At 38.4% G+C, this 18933-nt stretch carries 20 protein-coding genes; 1 reads left to right on the top strand and 19 read right to left on the bottom strand.

Translation table 11 applies throughout. The features are described from left to right. The first annotated feature begins 42 nt into the window (after positions 1–42). Positions 43–297 (top strand): DUF2627 domain-containing protein, encoded by a 255-nt coding sequence (locus RYX56_RS12420; RefSeq protein ID WP_317122398.1) that lies wholly within the window; start codon positions 43–45, stop codon positions 295–297. An 11-nt stretch (positions 298–308) separates the two neighbouring features. Here RYX56_RS12420 and RYX56_RS12415 read toward each other — a convergent pair whose 3' ends face one another. From RYX56_RS12415 to RYX56_RS12325, 19 genes are all read right to left on the bottom strand, one after another. Continuing rightward, positions 309–1115, bottom strand: a complete 807-nt coding sequence (locus RYX56_RS12415) for a M12A family metallopeptidase (protein ID WP_317122341.1) — start codon at positions 1113–1115, stop codon at positions 309–311. Then, positions 1112–1777 carry a glycosyltransferase family 2 protein gene (locus RYX56_RS12410; protein ID WP_317122340.1) on the bottom strand — a complete coding sequence of 222 codons (666 nt, stop codon included), beginning with the start codon at positions 1775–1777 and terminating at the stop codon, positions 1112–1114. The genes RYX56_RS12415 and RYX56_RS12410 overlap by 4 nt, the downstream gene beginning before the upstream one ends. After that, positions 1770–2894: a putative cytokinetic ring protein SteA gene (gene steA / locus RYX56_RS12405; protein WP_317122339.1), complete on the bottom strand. Its 1125-nt coding sequence runs from the start codon at positions 2892–2894 to the stop codon at positions 1770–1772. Before steA ends, RYX56_RS12410 begins: the two co-directional genes overlap by 8 nt. A gap of 130 nt (positions 2895–3024) precedes the next feature. Further along, complete coding sequence (gene spo0A, locus RYX56_RS12400; RefSeq protein WP_317122338.1) at positions 3025–3822, bottom strand: sporulation transcription factor Spo0A; 798 nt, start codon at positions 3820–3822, stop codon at positions 3025–3027. Positions 3823–4099: 277 nt separating this feature from the next. Next, positions 4100–5410, bottom strand: coding sequence for a SpoIVB peptidase (gene spoIVB, locus RYX56_RS12395; protein ID WP_317122337.1), 1311 nt, complete (start codon positions 5408–5410; stop codon positions 4100–4102). A gap of 136 nt (positions 5411–5546) precedes the next feature. Further along, positions 5547–7271, bottom strand: a complete 1725-nt coding sequence (gene recN / locus RYX56_RS12390) for a DNA repair protein RecN (RefSeq protein ID WP_317122336.1) — start codon at positions 7269–7271, stop codon at positions 5547–5549. A 16-nt stretch (positions 7272–7287) separates the two neighbouring features. Then, a complete protein-coding gene (ahrC, locus tag RYX56_RS12385) occupies positions 7288–7737 on the bottom strand; it encodes a transcriptional regulator AhrC/ArgR (protein ID WP_317122335.1) in 450 nt (149 codons plus the stop codon). A gap of 143 nt (positions 7738–7880) precedes the next feature. Then, positions 7881–8693 carry a TlyA family RNA methyltransferase gene (locus tag RYX56_RS12380; RefSeq protein ID WP_317122334.1) on the bottom strand — a complete coding sequence of 271 codons (813 nt, stop codon included), beginning with the start codon at positions 8691–8693 and terminating at the stop codon, positions 7881–7883. A gap of 5 nt (positions 8694–8698) precedes the next feature. Continuing rightward, on the bottom strand, positions 8699–10588 hold the full coding sequence (gene dxs, locus RYX56_RS12375; protein WP_317122333.1) for a 1-deoxy-D-xylulose-5-phosphate synthase: 1890 nt from the start codon (positions 10586–10588) through the stop codon (positions 8699–8701). Between the two features lie 10 nt (positions 10589–10598). After that, a complete protein-coding gene (locus RYX56_RS12370; RefSeq protein WP_317122397.1) occupies positions 10599–11207 on the bottom strand; it encodes a hypothetical protein in 609 nt (202 codons plus the stop codon). Positions 11208–11920: 713 nt separating this feature from the next. Next, the gene (locus RYX56_RS12365) at positions 11921–12811 is read right to left on the bottom strand and encodes a polyprenyl synthetase family protein (RefSeq protein WP_317122332.1); all 891 of its coding nucleotides are present in this window, start codon (positions 12809–12811) and stop codon (positions 11921–11923) included. Beyond that, positions 12808–13059: an exodeoxyribonuclease VII small subunit gene (xseB, locus tag RYX56_RS12360; protein WP_317122331.1), complete on the bottom strand. Its 252-nt coding sequence runs from the start codon at positions 13057–13059 to the stop codon at positions 12808–12810. The genes RYX56_RS12365 and xseB overlap by 4 nt, the downstream gene beginning before the upstream one ends. 29 nt (positions 13060–13088) lie before the next feature. Next, positions 13089–14444, bottom strand: a complete 1356-nt coding sequence (gene xseA, locus RYX56_RS12355) for an exodeoxyribonuclease VII large subunit (protein WP_317122330.1) — start codon at positions 14442–14444, stop codon at positions 13089–13091. Positions 14445–14455: 11 nt separating this feature from the next. After that, complete coding sequence (gene folD, locus RYX56_RS12350; protein ID WP_317122329.1) at positions 14456–15301, bottom strand: bifunctional methylenetetrahydrofolate dehydrogenase/methenyltetrahydrofolate cyclohydrolase FolD; 846 nt, start codon at positions 15299–15301, stop codon at positions 14456–14458. Positions 15302–15327: 26 nt separating this feature from the next. After that, complete coding sequence (gene nusB / locus RYX56_RS12345; RefSeq protein WP_317122328.1) at positions 15328–15738, bottom strand: transcription antitermination factor NusB; 411 nt, start codon at positions 15736–15738, stop codon at positions 15328–15330. Between the two features lie 204 nt (positions 15739–15942). Further along, positions 15943–16347, bottom strand: coding sequence for an Asp23/Gls24 family envelope stress response protein (locus RYX56_RS12340; RefSeq protein ID WP_317122396.1), 405 nt, complete (start codon positions 16345–16347; stop codon positions 15943–15945). Positions 16348–16367: 20 nt separating this feature from the next. Next, positions 16368–17735 carry an acetyl-CoA carboxylase biotin carboxylase subunit gene (accC, locus tag RYX56_RS12335; protein WP_317122327.1) on the bottom strand — a complete coding sequence of 456 codons (1368 nt, stop codon included), beginning with the start codon at positions 17733–17735 and terminating at the stop codon, positions 16368–16370. 20 nt (positions 17736–17755) lie between these two features. Further along, entirely contained in the window at positions 17756–18238 is a 483-nt protein-coding gene (accB, locus tag RYX56_RS12330; RefSeq protein ID WP_317122326.1) for an acetyl-CoA carboxylase biotin carboxyl carrier protein, read from the bottom strand. Positions 18239–18451: 213 nt separating this feature from the next. Then, the gene (locus tag RYX56_RS12325) at positions 18452–18820 is read right to left on the bottom strand and encodes a hypothetical protein (protein WP_047974096.1); all 369 of its coding nucleotides are present in this window, start codon (positions 18818–18820) and stop codon (positions 18452–18454) included. Positions 18821–18933: the final 113 nt, after the last annotated feature.

The raw sequence follows: 18933 nt of genomic DNA, 5'->3' as shown, positions 1-18933 counted from the left end.
CTATTAGATAAACAGAGGCAGACTAATGAAAGAGGATTGATGATGGGACGATTTATTGCTTTAATGATAATGGTCATTCCAGCCGTTATTGCTGGTTATGGCATTAAACTTATGCGAGATACCATATTTACTTTGGTTAATACACCTTATCCGAATTTATCGATTCAATTTATTGTCGGGTTCATCTTATTTTTAGCTGGATTAAGCTTTATTGGCGGCTTTATCTTTTATAGAGATAAGAAAAACGGGAAAATTGCTCCACGATTTAAAAAAAGACGAGAAAGCCTTAAGAAATAAGGTTTTCTCGTCTATTTTTGTTGGTAGGGGACACCAATGCCATCTATCCACCGTAGAAACCCAGATTCACTAATTACTTTTGAAAATGAAATTCTTTCTGCAATAAAAATCATTAGCCCCACAAAGAATAGGACAACCCACTGAACAGAAGGGGGAGAAAATTGAATGAACATCAAAGCAATAATAGCACCCATTGTGGTCGATCCATTATCACCCAGTAGTGCTTGACGATGACCTTCAAGGACAAATAACAAATAATAAATTGCAAGCCCGTATATGAGTAGAAAGAAAGCAGGAGCAGGATAACTTAATAACATCGGGACAATAATCAAAGTTGACAACTTCCACACCCTAAGTGGCCTTGTATCGAATAAATTCATCATATGAGGCATCCAGCTTAATAACAAGAAATAGCGGACAGCTTCATATAAAGAAGTTACTTGTAGGTAATAGACAAAAAGTAGTGCTAGAGTAAATGTACCTAGTAATTTTATTAGACCGGTAGTTGGGAGTCGTTTTTTCCAGAAAAAATAGAGGTGCCCCTTTAGACCTTTAGGCTCCTTTGACCCGTATCGATCATCTATGAACCCAAGTATCCAGATTCCAACTACATACATAAGAGCAGGATATGAAAAAGCAATATAAGACATTTCACTTGGCACGATCACACTAAAAGTGGCATATCCGTACAAAATGACTGAACCTAGACTATAAGGAACGGAGTAACCTTCATAATTAATAACCGTCCATCCTAATGTGCGAAAGGCAATCATACTGATATAAGCGATAAGAGGAATGGTAAGTAATAAGACAATCATTTTCGCACCACTTTCATATGTCGCTCAATATCAACCCATTGCTTGAATCGATGATAAAATCCGGCAAATGATTTTCCCATTTCTCGATGAGCCATACATGTTTCCACCTCGATTATTTTTGCTCCTGCTAATATAAAATCCACTGTCATTTTAATTTCTACTCCAAACCCTCTATACTCTTGTTCTAGCAGAAGAGTTAACCATTTACGACGAAATACCCTTTGTCCTGATAATGGGGAGATAACATTCATTCCCGTATATTTATAAACAATCGCTTGTGCACGCCTTTTCACGAGGCCAAATCCTGCTTTTTCACCTGTTTTAATCGTAGATATAGCTAGGTCTGCTCGGTTTTCTCTAATTGGAACAATCAACTTCTCTAACTCACTAGCGGTTTCCTCTAGGTCTGCATCTACGCATGCGATCAACTCACCTTGAGCCATTCTCCATCCTACTAAAAGCGCATTCCCCTTACCAACATTTTTTTCTATATCGATGGTAACATCTGCATAGAGATGAGCAATCCTACTCGTCCCATCAACGCTCCCATCGTTAACGACAATCACTTCATGTATTCCTGGTATACGACGAATCGCTTTGATTGTATGTTCAATTCTTGCCTCCTCGTTATAGGCAGGAATAATAACTGAAACATCATTCATGTCGTAAGGCTCCTTTTTTCCGTAGCCATCCTTTTCCTTCAATCAATACTTTTCCAATTACTTCATTCAGTGATTGCTCAGTTTCTTTTAGCCATCTAGGTGATGCAAATGTTCGATTTTGTTTGAGCTTATGAATCCCTTTTAAATCGGTCAAACAATCGCCTGCTTGAATACGTGTTAATACGCTAGATGCCATTCCATCTCTTCCTTTTTCAAGAAAGTCTTTCATCCCGAAGCGACATCCTACCAAATAAATATGTTTCGCCCTTGACCAAAAGGCCGCTTGAATGGCCATGTCCTCACTAGTACCGATTAAAGAAACAAGTTGAAACGGCAAACCTAAGCTCTCTACTCTTTCACTTGCAGGTGAGCGACCATCTTGATACTGATGACATATTAATATCGCGCCACACATTAATGATTCTTCACTAACTGAATCCATGTCTCCGATAATAAAGTCTGGTTTCATACCCATCTTCAACAAGCCATCAGCTGCCCCATCAACAGCTAAAATGATTAACTTCTGTTTTACAAATGATTTCTTTAAATACGCTAAATCCTTTTCATAATTGCCACCCCTTGCGACAATTACTACTTCTTTTTCATTCAATTGTTCAAACTCATTCGGTAAGGTGGGGTTATGGATAAATTTCATTTGTTCTTTTTTGGCATATTGAATGGTATTCGATAGAAAATCATCAAAGCGTTGAGCATATGAAGCACGGGCTAACCCTTTTAATTGAAAAATAACCTCCTCATCATAAGGAGCTATCATAGCTAACTCACAAAATTCACCTTCTTTTTTTATATAAAGTGTATTTTCAATGATCAGAACCTCTTCACCCTCAAGAATTTCATCTTTAGCTTTTAAATTCACAACATCGAATACAGAAATACCCGCCTCAAGCAAGGTAAGAACGTTTGAATGGTTATACCTTCCGGTCATTGAGGTAGATCCGTTAACAACAGCTTTAACTCCGCAATCAATTAAACCATTTACCGAGACACAATCGAGGTCTTCATGCCAAACAAAGGCAATTGCTCCCTTTGGAATATGATGAATTAATTTTTTAGTTTGTTTATGCTCATAAATCTGTCCCATTATTACTTTACTCATCACATAACCCTCTCTCATACGTTTGTCTTAGTATGAGCATTTCTAGAAAAAATACCAGCAGAAAACACAATAAACCGTAGCCTGCAAGTGCAGGCTACGGTTATTTGCTAGGTCCTTGATTCTTACTTTTTCAAGACACCTTATGTTCAATGCGTAGTTTATCAGCAACCATTGCGATAAACTCACTGTTTGTAGGTTTTGCCTTCGTATGACTGACCGTGTATCCGAACAAGCTCGAGATCGATTCAATGTTCCCGCGACTCCAAGCTACTTCGATAGCGTGACGAATGGCACGTTCAACTCGACTAGCTGTCGTATTGAACTTCTTCGCAATATCTGGATAGAGTACTTTTGTAATTGATCCTAGTAGCTCAATGTCATTGTATACCATCGTAATCGCTTCGCGGAGATACATGTACCCTTTAATATGCGCAGGCACACCAATTTCATGGATAATATTTGTAATACTCGCATCAAGGTTAAAACCTCTATCTGCATGATTAGATTGTGCAAAAGAAAAAGAGCTCGATGACTTTTGAACAAATGAACGCTTCGTTCCACCAATATCACGGATGTTTGAAATTAACACTTCCATGTCAAATGGTTTAAGGACGTAGTATGAAGCCCCAAGATCCACCGCTTTTTTCGTTACATCTTCTTGTCCAAATGCCGTCAGCATAATGATATTCGGTTTTTTTCGTAACCCGGCTTGTTGCATGCGCTCAAGCACTGCTAATCCATCTAGATGGGGCATAATAATATCTAATACCAACACATCTGGTTGTTCTTCTTCGACCAAAGATAGACATTCTTGTCCATTGAAAGCAACACCAGCCACTTCCATATCTTCTTGAGATGAAATATATTCATTTAATAAATGTACTAGCTCCCGATTATCATCAGCAATACACACTTTAATTTTTTGCACAATACAACCTCCTTGATTCCTGTAATGTTGTCATAGTTACATTTTCGACAACGAGTGTGATAATCCTTTTTATTTTTTGTGAAATTATCGTTCTTTTCTGTTTTACTTAGTTTTGCTAAGTTTTGCTCCTATTTTCGACCATATTCGATAATTAATCAGTTACTACTTCTTCAAATGTCGAATAATCTTTATTTCTATAATCAGCTTATCATACCTTGCTAATAAAGTCCCCCATATTTTCTAGAAAAAAGGTAATTAGTAAAAGCCAAAACGAATGTTAACTCGCTTTGGCTTTTTGTTGAATTTGATCTAAGACTCCAGCTTCTTGCAGCATCCACCCAATATGACAACCATATCCACTCGTAGGGTCATTGACAAAAACATGAGTCACAGCCCCAATTAGTTTTCCATTTTGAATAATAGGACTTCCACTCATTCCTTGAACAATGCCTCCTGTTGCTTCTAATAATTTAGGGTCAGTTACTTTTATAACCATTCCTTTTGTAGCTGGTTGTTTTTGTGGCACTGAACTGACAATTTCAATGTCAAATTCTTCTACACCCTCACCATTTACTACGGTTAGAATTTTCGCCGGACCTTCTTTCACATGACTCGATAGGGTAACTGGCATTTCTTCATCATGAATATTATTCTTGATCGAATCTTTAGCTAGTGTCCCAAAAATTCCAAAAGGACTATTTTTTTCAATTGAGCCTAGAATATCGCGTTGTTGCGAAAAATTCGCAAGCTTCTCACCAGGATCCCCATTACTACCTTTTTCAATAGCTGTTACAGAAGATCGTATAATTTGACCATCGTGAACTACGATTGGTTTTTTAGTGTCAACATCTGAGATAACATGACCTAGCGCACCATATTTTTTGGAAATCGGATCATAAAAAGTCAATGTCCCAACTCCTGCTGCTGAATCTCTTATATATAATCCCATCCGATACGAATGTTCCCCTTGTGCTTTTAGAGGTGTTAATTCCTTTGTAAAACTTTGTTGGTCACGTTTTATTGTTATCGTTAGAGCCCGCTCTTCCTCACCCGCAGCTTGTACATATTCAGCCACTTGACTCATACGTTGTATATCATGACCATCAATGCGGGTAATCATATCACCGACTAAAATATCCGCATCTTCCCCAGGTGATTCATCGCCATCTTTTGTTTGAACTAAATGATGTCCAACTACAAGGACTCCCTCAGTATTCAGTTTTACCCCTATTGACTGTCCACCAGGTATAACTTCAATTTTTGGAAGTACATTAACATCGATGTGCTTTACAGGAAACCCGGCAACTTCCATGCTAAGCTCCGTTTGCCCGCCTTCATTTCCGGTTATAGTTACTTCATTTCCTTGATCTTCATTTTTCAATGAAAATGCTACATTTGGTTGGTTACTCATTACAGGTACTGCACCCTTAAATTGACTTGTCTGATAAAGTGTTGTTTCTTCTCCTTCAAATACGGTAATGGATGTTGGAATTGCAATCCACTCCTTTAGAGCTGTTTGAAAACCCAAGCTAAGAAGAAACAGAAGACATCCTATTCCAATCATTTTTCTTACTGCATCGCCTCTCACTCACTTCACTCTCCTAGCTCTAGCCCACACCTCCATGATGGCTGTATTACTAATGTTGCCTTCTAGAAGAACATTTATAACAGCTCGCAAAAGAAAAAAGCTACCCTCAATTGGCTAGCTTTTCAAGACATAATTGTTATACTGGTTCCTTTAGTTGTTCTGCAAGTTCAAGTAACTCTTTTGCATGTTGTTTTGTTAAATCAGTCACCTCAACGCCTGATATCATCCGAGCTAATTCATCCACTTTTTGATTGACTTCAAGTGGAGTTACAGACGTTTTAACACGATCACTTTTTTCAAATTTAGCAATGTATAAATGAGTATCTGCCATGGCTGCTACTTGAGGTAGGTGTGTAATACAAAGAACTTGAGATCCTACTGCAATTGAGTGAATTCGTTCTGCAATTGCTTGTGCGACTCGCCCACTAACCCCTGTATCCACTTCATCAAAAATAACAGAAGTAATTTGTTGATGACTTTGAAAAATAGACTTTAGAGCAAGCATAATTCTTGAAACTTCTCCTCCAGAAGCTGTTTTTGAAAGTGGCTTCATAGGCTCGCCAGGGTTTGTGGAGATGTAAAATTCAACTTGATCGATTCCATCGAGGCCAAACGAGACTGACTTGCCATCAATCATCGGGCTATTTTTAGTAGGCGTGCGATCTTCTATTCGAATTTCCATCACTGTTTTTTCCATATACAACGCTTTTAGTTCCTTATGAATGGCTTTTGTCAGCTTTTCTGCAGCTTTCTTTCGTATATTCGTAATAGCTTTAGCTTCTACATATAGATCACGCCATGCCATATCAAGTTCTTTTTGTAATTGTAGGACTCGATCATCTTTATGAAGGATGGTATCAAGCTCCTCTTCGATCTTAGATGCATACTCTAATATTTCTTCAACATCTTCACCGTATTTTCTCTTTAAAAGTTGAATGTCGTTTAAACGAGCTTCAATAAAATCTAGACGGTTTGGATCAAATTCAACGCTATCCACTTGATCACGAATCGCATATGTAGATTCTTCAATTACGTAATAACAGCTACTTATCGATTCATGTAAGGATTGTAAGTTTTTATCAACAGATGCAGCTTCTTCAAGATGTATCATCGCATTCATTAAATAATCTAATCCTTTGCCATCCCCATATAAATTGGCATAACTATCCTTTAGTGATTGAAAAAGCTTTTCACTATTAGCTAGCTTAAATCGTTCCTCTGCTAAAGAACGATCCTCATCAGGTTCAAGTTTAGCTTCATTAATTTCATTTAATTGATATGTAAGCAAATCAATTCTTTGTGCCATCTCTTGTTCATTATGGCTTAGGTGTTTAACTTGCTTTTCTAATTGATTAGCCCGCTCATACAGCTGCTTATATTCCGTCATTGTATTTCCTAACGGATCTTTCGCATAACTATCGAGCATGCCCAGATGGTGCTCAGCTTGAAGAAGAGCTTGATGTTCATGTTGTCCATGAATATCAACAAGAGCACTACCTATTTCTCTTAATATACCAAGTGTAACCAATTTTCCGTTCACCCTACAGATACTCTTACCCTGAGCTGTAATATCACGCCGGAGTACAAACATGTCATCTTGAACGTCAATACCTAATTCTATTGCTTTTTTTACAATAGGATGACTTCTTTCAATACTGAAAAGCCCTTCAATCTCTGCTCGCTTTTCTCCATGACGAACAAATTCCGCTGAGCCGCGACCTCCAAGTAATAACCCAATTGCATCAATGATGATTGACTTTCCAGCTCCCGTCTCACCGGTCAATACAGTTAAGCCTTTTTCAAAGGGAATTGTTAATTCATCAATGATTGCAAAATGTTTGATTGATAATTCAATTAACATCTCACACCACCCACCTTTACAACATCTCTAAAAATCGCTCTGTTACTGCCGGTCCCTCTTCTTTATGCTTACAAATAATTAAGATTGTATCATCGCCACAAATGGTCCCCATGATCTCAGTCCAATCTAAATTATCAATTAGAGCACCAATCGCATTTGCATTTCCGGGAAGAGTTTTCATAACAATCATATTATCTGCACGATCAATGCTGACAAAACTATCCATTAATGCTCTTTTCAACTTTTGTAAGGGGTTAAATCGTTGATCTGCAGGTAAACTGTATTTATAACGCCCATCAAGCATAGGAACCTTCACTAAATGCAATTCTTTTATATCTCTTGAAACTGTTGCTTGAGTGATGGAATATCCTTCTGCCCTAAGTTGTTCAACTAAATCATCTTGAGTTTCAATTTCATGATTCGCTATGATCTCGCGAATCTTAATATGACGTTGCCCTTTATTCATCGTTACCACCTATTTCTATCCGTTTATCTTCATTATCCACAACTTTGAATGATTATACAACTAGTACCCTTAATTTCCTGATATTTAACGCTTTAATCAAAAGAAAAAGAAGGAATATCTCCCTTCTTTTTCTTGGATAGCTTTTATTGCTCGTGAGCTCGTTTGACGATTTCATCAATTGCTTCAGGTAAATGACTCAATGGGCTTGAAGAATCTGATTCATAACTTAAATGCATTAAAAATTCGATATTGCCCTCTCCCCCTCGAATGGGAGAAAAGTCAATTCCTTCGATGTTATATCCTTCTGCTTGTACAAATGAAGTCATTTTTGTTAGCACTTCTTTATGGATAGAAGGCTCACGTACAATCCCTTTTTTCCCTACTTGCTCGCGCCCTGCTTCAAACTGCGGTTTTACAAGAGCAACTACTTCTCCTCCACGCATTAACATCGTTTTCAACACAGGTAAAATGATTTTTAACGAGATAAACGATACATCGATGGTAGCAAACTGAGGAAGACCTTCTGTTAAATCTTCAGGTTTTACATACCTAAAGTTTGTACGTTCCATTACAATCACACGCTCATCTTGACGGATCTTCCAAGCTAATTGATTATAACCTACATCCAGCGCATATACTTTCTTTGCACCATTTTGCAAAGAGCAATCTGTAAATCCACCCGTAGAGGCACCAATATCTAGAACCACTTTGTCTTTTAAGTCTAAATTAAAAACTTTAATGGCCTTTTCAAGTTTCAATCCACCTCGACTTACATAGGGGATCACCACTCCTTTTACTTCTAATGGAGCCTCTGAATCGATTTTCAACCCAGCTTTATCAATCCGTTCTGTTCCTGTAAAGACAAGACCTGCCATAATCGATCGCTTTGCCTTTTCACGAGTCTCAAGTAAACCTCTCTCTACCAGGAGAACATCTACACGTTCTTTTTTTGCCATTCGTCTTACGCCCTTTGTCGTTTTCTTGGCAACATAGTCGTTAGTTGTTCAACAACTCCAGCACTAGTTAAACCAACTTCCTCTAATAATTGCCCTACACTGCCATGCTCAATAAATTCATCAGGAATTCCCATACGCTTTACTTGCATAGAATGGTACTTGTGATCATGGAAGAACTCAAGTACAGCACTTCCAAATCCGCCTTGTACACATGCTTCTTCTAGTGTAAGAACTGGCATATTTGCTTTTGCTATTTCATGAAGCAATTCTTCATCTAACGGTTTTGCTGAGTTTGCATTCACAAGTTTAATTGAAATTCCCTGAGATGCTAATTGATCTGCTGCTTCTTGTGCAACTGGTAGCATTGTACCAAATGATAAGATACAGGCTTCACTTCCCTCGTGAAGTGTTTCCCACTTACCAATAGGTAGTACCTTTAATGTCTCGTCCATTTTTATACCGTACCCATTTCCTCTAGGGTAGCGTACCGCAATAGGACCGTCATTGTATTGAGTGGCTGTATAAATCATATGCTGTAATTCATTTTCATCTTTTGGCATTAAGATCTTCATATTTGGTAAATGTCGTAGATAAGCAATATCAAAAACCCCTTGGTGTGTCTCTCCGTCAGCACCAACTAGTCCAGCTCGATCAATCGCAAATAACACATTTAAGTTTTGACGACATACATCATGAACAATTTGATCATATCCACGCTGCAAAAATGTTGAGTAGACTGCAAACACAGGCTTCATCCCTTGAGTGGCAAGACCAGCAGCCATCGTCGTTGCATGTTGTTCAGCAATTCCAACATCAATCATGCGATCAGGGAACTCTTTAGCAAACACATCAAGTTTTGTACCGCCTGGCATGGCTGCTGTGATTGCCACAATGCGCTTATCATCTCTAGCTACTTTTTTAAGAGTTTCAGCAAAGACACCACTATAACTTGGAGGCCCTGGCTTTTTCACTACTTCACCTGATTCAATTTTATAAGGTCCTAAACCATGCCATGTTCCTTTTTCATCATTTTCAGCTGGCTCGTAGCCTTTTCCTTTTTTCGTTAGAACGTGAATCAATACAGGGCCTTTTGTTTTCTTGGCATATAATAAGTTCTCTTTAAGGTCATCTAAATCGTGACCATCAACAGGACCTAAATATGTAAAGCCCATTTCTTCAAAGAAAATACCTGAGACTAGTAAGTATTTTAAGCTATCCTTAACACGCTCAGCAGTCGTTGCAATTTTTCCACCAAAAGCTGGGATTTTTTTGATTAATTGTTCTAACTCTTCTTTAGCTTTTTTGTACTTTCCTGCTGTTCTTAATCGTCCAAGTACACTATGAAGAGCCCCTACATTTGGTGCAATCGACATTTCATTGTCATTTAACACGACGATTAAATCTTTTTGTTCATGACCGATGTGATTTAACGCTTCAAGAGCCATACCACCCGTTAAGGCACCATCCCCAATAATTGCGACAACGTTTTCATCGGTTCCCTTAAGATCACGAGCTACAGCCATACCCATTGCAGCAGATAAAGATGTTGAGCTATGACCAGTTTCCCAGACATCATGCTCACTTTCATTACGTTTTGGAAACCCACATAAACCTTTATACTGTCTTAATTGATCAAATTGATCTGCTCGTCCAGTTAAGATCTTATGAACGTATGCTTGATGCCCTACATCCCATAAAAACTTGTCTTTAGGACTTTCAAATAGCTGATGAAGCGCTAATGTCAATTCAACCACGCCTAAATTAGGACCTAGATGTCCACCAGTTACTGAAAGCTTTTCAATTAAAAAGCTTCTAATATCTTCTGCTAAATCAGCCATATCTTGTTTTGAGTAATTTTTTAATACGCTCGGGTTTTTAAATTCTTCTAGCTTCATGCAGAAACCCTCACTTTCGTGTCATTTTGTCTTTTTTTTGTTTTTTTCCATTGCTTTGAAAAACTTTTATATTTAATTTTACCTCTAAAAGGTACAACAATCTACCTACTTGGTAAATGATCGGGGTTGCATAATGGATAGCAATCGTTTTGCCTATGGCTTTTCCACCTACCGTCAAAGCTGCTATAACACTTGTAAATAAGACGGAAACCCAAAATTGTTGGATTGAGGTTTCACCATACCCTAATTGAATAGACAATTGCAGCACGACATACGCCGATGCTGTACCACTTATAATACCAGAAATATCACCAATTACATCATTACAGAAGTTGGCGAATTTATCTGCATTCCGTGTAATGAGGACTGCTTGCTTTGCACCATTTAATCTCTCTGATGCCATTGCATGAAAGGGCTTTTCACTTGCAGCTGTCGCTGCTACACCGATTGTATCAAAAAACACCCCAAAAAAGACAATAATAAGAACAATGATCATTCCTACAGCCCAAGTTACTCCACTCAAAACAAACGTGGATATAACTGAAAAAATAGCCGCTAACACTAGTGTGATAACGGCAATTCCCAAACTCCAATGTATCGATTTCAATAGAGGTTTCATATTCGTATCTGTATCACCTTTATACTCAGTTATGTATCTAACATATAATAATGGAGTGGTCATTTAAAGAGTAAACTCTGTAGCTTAGGTCTAGTAGGATTTCCCAACTCAGCCCCACGCGTCGCCGCAATGGTGGTTTCCCATTATGCTGAATTTAGCGCTGTCACCAAACGCCAGACTAGATTACCACTTAGTCTACACTGTAATCCTCTTTAAATGTCTATCGAACAGTCTAGGAGATTTCCTCAACAGTCCCGAGCCATTCTTTTATCCTCTTTTGCAGAGCAGATTTCATATGGTAAGAACTCCTCATTGTTGGCCGACAATGAAGAGAACACATATCCATAATCCCCTCTGACTCCACTCAAGGCAGGCTACGCTGCAGACAAACTCCCTAGTTTGCCTATGCAGGTTCATACCTTTTGCTCTTAAAACCATGTTCTAACATGGCATGAACAAAAGGCCTCCACAGTAGGAGGGTCATCGCCCACATGCCTTTGTGGATCGCCCTACTACCTTTTCTCCCAATCAAGACCCAAAGCTGGGCGCCTCAAGCCAAGACAAGGAGCTTCATCGATGTGCCCTTTGGCGGATTTTTAGCCCCGCCTTCAAGTATGGAGGACTGACTAGAATACTGCACCACTCTCGGTATTCATCATTATAACATGTACTAGATAAGAAGCTCAATGGAAAAGAAGTCCGGACCTTTCCAGTTAATGGTCTCGACTGATGACATAATCCGTTAAAGCAAGAAGCTTTTCTTTATTCATGGTTACATTACTAAGATATTCTTTTGCTTTTATAGTATGCACGTCAAGCATTTTTTTTGCCCCATCTAGCCCAAGTAAACTAGGATATGTGCTTTTATTATTGCCATCATCACTTCCTACAGGCTTACCAATTTTTTCTGCTTCTCCCTCAACGTCGAGAATATCATCTTTGATTTGGAATAATAAACCTAACTCAATCGCAAATTTCCTTAAATTTTCTAAGTCCTCTGCACTTGCATCTGCTAAAATAGCGCCTGCTAAAATAGAGTAAGCAAGCAAGTCACCTGTTTTATGATGATGGATGGCTGCAAGCTCTTCAACACTTAACATACGATTTTCGCCTTCCATATCTGCAACTTGACCACCCACCATACCTTCTGGTCCGCTTGCATGAGCAAGTTCTCTAATCAGAGTAAGGGCTTTTGAAGGCTCACTTGGTGCACAATTCATTTTAGTTATTAATTCAAAACTATATGTAAGTAGGGCATCTCCGGCTAATATAGCCATCGCCTCACCAAAAACTTTATGATTTGTAGGTTGTCCTCTTCTAGTATCATCATCATCCATTGCAGGTAAGTCATCATGAATAAGAGAGTATGTGTGGATCATTTCAATCGCACATGCTAAGTCAAGGCCATCTTCTACAGGCTTATTATACCCATCTAACGTAGCTAGTAATAGAACTGGTCGAATTCGCTTCCCGCCAGCATTTAATGAATAAATCATCGCTTGCTTTAATGTATCGGGAGTCTTTAAATTTTCGATATGAAAAGGAAGCTTTGTGTCAATTAACTGTTTGTATTCAGTAACTAACTGTTTTAATTGTTCGTTCACTCTTCCTCCTCCTGAAAATCAGTCTCCTCAAGTTCACCATCTGCATGAAGAATTTGATCCATTTGCTTTTCAACACTCGTCAATTTGTTATGACAGTCTTTTGAAAGTTGCATGCCATCTTGAAACATTGAGATTGCTTCTTCAAGGGGTACATCTCCTTGTTCAAGCTTTTCTACAATTACTTCTAGCTGCTCCATTGCGTCTTCAAAGCTAAGTTCATCTACTTTCTTTTCTGTTGATTTTGCCATTTTAACTCCTCCATTTCACAAACTCTGCTCTACGAATCTTGATTTGACTTTTTATCTTCAACCTGACAAAAAATAATGCCGTCTGTCACCCGCACTTCCACATTCGACCCTACTTCTACTTGTTTTGTAGATTTCACTAACTCTCTACTACCTTCTTGGTACGTTAGACTATAACCACGTTCCATAATTCTTAGTGGGCTAACTAAATTCAACTCACTAAGTACATGTTTAAAGCGTTGCTCTTTTGAAGAAAGCTGTTGCATGACCACTCGCTTCAGACGCAACTTTTTATCCTCAAGAGTCTCTTTTGCCTGGTTGAGTTGTTGCTTAGGGTGAAGCCTCTTTAAGTCTTTTGCAAGTTGTTGATGCTTTTTCATCTTATCGGTAACTAGCCTATCTGCACTTCTCCGTAATCTCTCTAATTGTGTATCAAGCTCTTGTTCTTTCTGCCTAATAAGTTGGCCTGGATACCGAAAGGCATATGAACGATTGAGTCGGGTAAGCTGTAAATGATAATCATTTACCTGCTGCTTCATTTGACGAGTGAGACGGTTATGTAACGCTTGTTTTGTTTGAAGTAATTCTCCTACATCCGGTACAGCTAATTCTGCCGCTCCTGTTGGGGTAGGTGCTCTAAGATCAGCTACAAAATCACTTATTGTGAAATCCGTTTCATGTCCTACAGCTGAAATGACTGGAACGGTTGATTGAGCAATACTCCTAGCAACAGCTTCATCATTAAATGCCCATAACTCTTCAATAGACCCTCCGCCTCGACCAACAATTAAAGTATCAAACTGATTAATTGCATTTGCCTGGTTAATGGCATGAACAATGGATGCTGGAGCGTCTTCCCCTTGGACTAGCACTGGCAGAAGGGTAATTTGTACTAGAGGATATCTTCGCTTAACAGTTGCTAACATATCACGGATCGCAGCCCCTGTTGGAGAGGTTACAATGGCGATTTTTTTAGGGAAACGTGGAATCAGCTTTTTCCGCTCTTCTTGAAATAAACCTTCAGCTTCCAAGTTCTTCTTTAATTTTTCATAGGCTAAAAATAAACTTCCGATACCATCTGGCTGCATCTCTTTAGCATAAAGTTGGTATTGACCATAAGGCTCGTATACATTGATCTCACCACGTATTAGAACCTTCATTCCATTTTCAGGTTTAAAAGCCAAATAACGATTATGACCAGCAAACATGACTCCTTGAATTCGTGATTGCGCATCTTTAACAGTGAAATACATATGGCCGCGACTATGTAATTTAAAATTAGATATCTCACCACGAATCCACACATCCGTCAAAATGTGATCATGTTCCATTAATCCTTTTATATATCGAGTTAACTGCGATACTGAGACAATGTCTTTTACGCTCATAAAGACCTCCTTTATGTACGGTCTTTTGCTGATTGAATCGTATTTTCAAGCAACATTGTAATGGTCATTGGTCCTACCCCGCCAGGAACAGGAGTAAGATGAGAAGCTACTTCCTTCACTTCCTCAAAATCAACATCCCCACATAATTTTCCATCTTCACGATTCATGCCAACATCAATAACTACGGCGCCTTCTTTGACATCACTAGCTTTAATAAATTTCGCTTTACCAATCGCCACAATTAAAATATCTGCTTGCTTTGTAAAGGTAGCAAGGTCATTTGTACGAGAGTGACAATATGTAACAGTTGCATCTTCATTTAGAAGTAATTGTCCCACTGGCTTGCCGACAATATTACTACGTCCTATCACAACTACATGCTTACCACCGATCGTGATATCCGCTTCTTTAAGCATTTCAACAATGCCATATGGCGTACATGGAAGAAACGTCTTATCTTTAGTCATCATTTTCCCAATATTTATAGGGTGAAAACCATCGACGTCTTTTGATGGTGTGATTTTCTCTATAACAGCTCTTTCTTGTATTTGTGGAGGGAGTGGTAGTTGAACGAGGATGCCATCAATTGTAGGATCCTCATTTAAGCGATCAATTTCAGTGAGTAATGTTGCTTCTGTTGTCTCTTCTGGTAATTTGATTAAAACCGAATGAATACCAATTTGCTCACATGATTTTTGTTTCGACCTTACATATGTTTGGGAAGCTTGGTTATCACCTACTAAAATAACGGCAAGTCCGGGAGTTGTCCCACCTTCAATTAAAGCTGAGACCTCTTTTTTCATTGCTTCTCTTTTTTTAGCTGCTAATTCTTTCCCATTCAATAATGCTGCGCTCATGTTTTCCACTCCCTTAATAGATGTCTTTAATTTCTTTTACGATCTAGGTTTAATGTTTCAATTGATTTGGAGAGAACTCCATTTACGAACCTTCCAGCCTCTTCTCCACCGAAAGCTTTGGCTAATTCAATCGCCTCATTAAATGTTACATTTACAGGAATATCTTCAACTTCAAGCATCTCAAACATCGCCATGCGAATAATTGCTCGATCCACATGCCCCATTCTAGAAATTGTCCACCCTTTTAGATTTGCTGAAATTGTTTCATCAATTTTTTCTATTTTTTCTGTTGTACCAAAGATCAACTGTTTAAAAAACTCACTTTGTTCTTCGTTATCATCTAATACACTTTCTATCGCACTTTCTATATCCGAATTAGTTAAATCCATTTGATATAGCGCTTGTGCTGCTCGTAATCGTGCCACTCTTCGATTCATTCAGTTCTTACCCCTTTATAAGTCATTAATATATGTTGATAATAGCATAACACCTTTCATGAAAACAGAACAATCTAGAATTTAGTCTACCCAAATCTTCGTTTTCACAATATTCTTTCCTTTGATTTATAAATATTTTTATTAATGAAGCAGTAAATGAGGAAGAGCGACCAAGAAATGGATCTTGGTCGCTCTTCCTAGAAACTATGAAAGTGCATCAGTGTCGATAACTTCTGTTGTTTCAAATTGCACTCCTACAACATGAACATTAACTGCTTGTAATTCAATAGCAGTCATTGTTTGTAGGGCTTGTTTGATATTGTATTGAATCAACTTTGCCACTTCTGGCACTTGAACGCCATAAGAGATGACAACTGAGACATCAACAGTAATCCCATCTTCATCTAGTTCTACTTTCACGCCTTTACCATGATTTTTGCGGCCAAGCTTTTCTGCCACACCTGCTGCAAAATTCCCACGCATCGTCGCTACACCCTCAACTTCTGAGGCAGCAATACCGGCAATAACTTCGATTACTTCAGGTGAGATCTCAACTGTTCCAAGCTCAGATTTTTGATCTTCAAGTTCTAGAATGTGATTTTCATTCATCATCCATTCCTCCAAATCATTTATTTAGTAACTGCTTTAACTCCCATAACATCATGCTCTTCTAGAAACTTTGTATTAAAATCTCCAGATACAAATGTTTCATGATTAAGGAGCTTTAAGTGGAAAGGAATCGTTGTTTCTACCCCTTCTATTTCAAATTCAGCTAACGCACGTTTCATACGGCCGATAGCTTCTTCTCGTGTTGCACCATACGTAATGACTTTGGCAACCATAGAATCATAAAATGGTGAAATAACGTAACCCGGATATACCGCTGAATCAATACGAACACCTAATCCACCAGGTGCTAAATAACTTGTAATTTTCCCTGGTGAAGGCATGAAGTTTTTAGAAGGATTTTCAGCATTAATTCTACATTCAATCGACCAGCCATTAAACGTTACCTCTTCTTGAGTAAAGGATAGCTTTTCCCCACTTGCTACACGTATTTGTTCTTTGATTAGATCAACACCTGTAACCATCTCAGTGACAGGGTGCTCAACTTGAATTCTTGTATTCATTTCCATGAAATAAAATTCGCCTGTATTATGATCATAAATAAATTCAACTGTACCAGCACCAGAATAATTAACCGCTTTTGCTGCTGCAACAGCTGCTTCTCCCATTTCTGCACGCTTTTCAGGTGAGATGGCCGGAGATGGTGTTTCTTCTAGTAATTTTTGTAATCGTCGCTGAATACTACAATCGCGTTCACCTAAGTGAACCACATTACCATGGTTATCAGCAAGAACTTGAATTTCTACATGGCGGAAATCTTCAATATACTTCTCAATATAAACGCCTGGATTTCCAAAAGCAGTTGCTGCCTCTTGTTGAGTAATGTTCATTCCTTTTTTTAGTTCTTCTGGTGTGCGAGCAACTCGAATTCCTTTACCTCCACCACCAGCTGTTGCTTTAATAATGACTGGAAAGCCAATCTCATCTGCAACTTTCATACCCGCTTCAGCATCCTCCACGATCCCGTCTGAACCAGGAACGATAGGCACACCTGCTTGTTCCATCGTATCTCGCGCTACATCTTTTGTTCCCATTTTATTAATAGCTTGTGGGCTTGGACCAACAAAAGTCACTTTGCAAGCCGCACAAATTTCAGCAAAATCAGCATTCTCAGCTAGAAAGCCGTATCCAGGATGAATCGCATCAGATTCAGTTAAAGTAGCAACACTCATAATGTTAGTAAAGTTCAAATAGCTCTTATTTGATGGTGTCGGCCCAATACAATAAGCTTCATCAGCCAAACGTACATGCAGAGCATCCTTATCAGCCTCTGAATATATGGCAACGGTTTCAATACCCATTTCACGAGCAGCTCGAATAATTCGAACCGCAATCTCTCCTCGGTTGGCAATTAATAATTTTTTGATCATACTATCCCCACTCCTATTAGTTAGCTAGGTTCTACGACAAATAATGGTTGTCCATATTCTACGAGCTCTCCATTTTGAGCTAGCACTTCGACCACTTTACCTGTTACTTCTGCTTCAATCTCATTCATTAATTTCATTGCCTCAACAATACAAACCACTGTTTCTTCTTCAACCGAATCACCCGTTTTTACGTATGCATCTGCATCAGGTGAAGGCGAAGAATAAAAAGTACCTACCATTGGTGAAGTGATTGTATGAAGGTTTGATTCTTCTTTCGTTTCTTTTGCAACCGGTTTAGGTGCTTGCTCAGCCGCTTCTACCTTTGCAGGTGCTGCTGGTTTCACCTCTGTTACTGGCGTTGGTGCAGTAGCTTGTCCTGTCGTTGCTTCAGCTACTTGTTTTTTAAGAACAATCTTTGTTCCTTCTTGTTCAAATTTCATTTCATCTAAACTAGATTGGTCCATTGCACGAATTAATTCCTTGATCTCTTGTACCTTTAACATATATGTACTCTCCTTTTTCTTACTAGCACCCTCACATCACTTTAAAGGGTGAAGCATGTTGTTACATAGTATCATTTATATTATATCATACCGTTTCAAGATCCTCCCTTACAAGTTCTTCAATTTGCGGGATTGTTCTGATAATACAGGAATGTATTCGCCGCAAACAAAAAAACTCCTCTATCCTTTAGAATAAAAGAGTTTTTAGATGGTTTATTCGGGAGCACTTTCTGTTTGAGATTCTGATTCTTCTGTAATAAGCGCCTCTTTTTTGTATTGGCGGAATACAGGGAATTCTGAAAGGTTCTCAGGAATCTTCCCATCTTCTAGAAGAATAATTTTAACAATATCTTTATTTCTAGCCATGTGGAATTTATCGCCGTACTCATTTTCTTGAGTATATTTTTTTAAGTTTTGATAGTCTTCTTCTTGGATTGATACCGTATATGAATGACCTTCCTCATTATCGACATGTTGTTCAAACCCAATTTCAAACTCAACAATTTGGATATTATCATTTTTCAGGTTGCGTGTTTGCTCAAGTACCGCCTTGGCACCTTCTGTTAAATCCGTCCATTCCATGTAAAATCGCTCCTCATATTCAAGTTACATTGTCGTATTATATCATGCTCACCTTCTCATTGCACCTCTTTGACGATGTTCAATCTATTTTCTTTAGAACATTCATTTCAAAC

The organism is Alkalihalophilus lindianensis (genome assembly GCF_032843265.1).
GTDB classification, from domain to species: Bacteria; Bacillota; Bacilli; order Bacillales; family Bacillaceae_D; genus Alkalihalophilus; species Alkalihalophilus lindianensis.
This window is presented reverse-complemented; position numbering and strand designations above follow the sequence as displayed.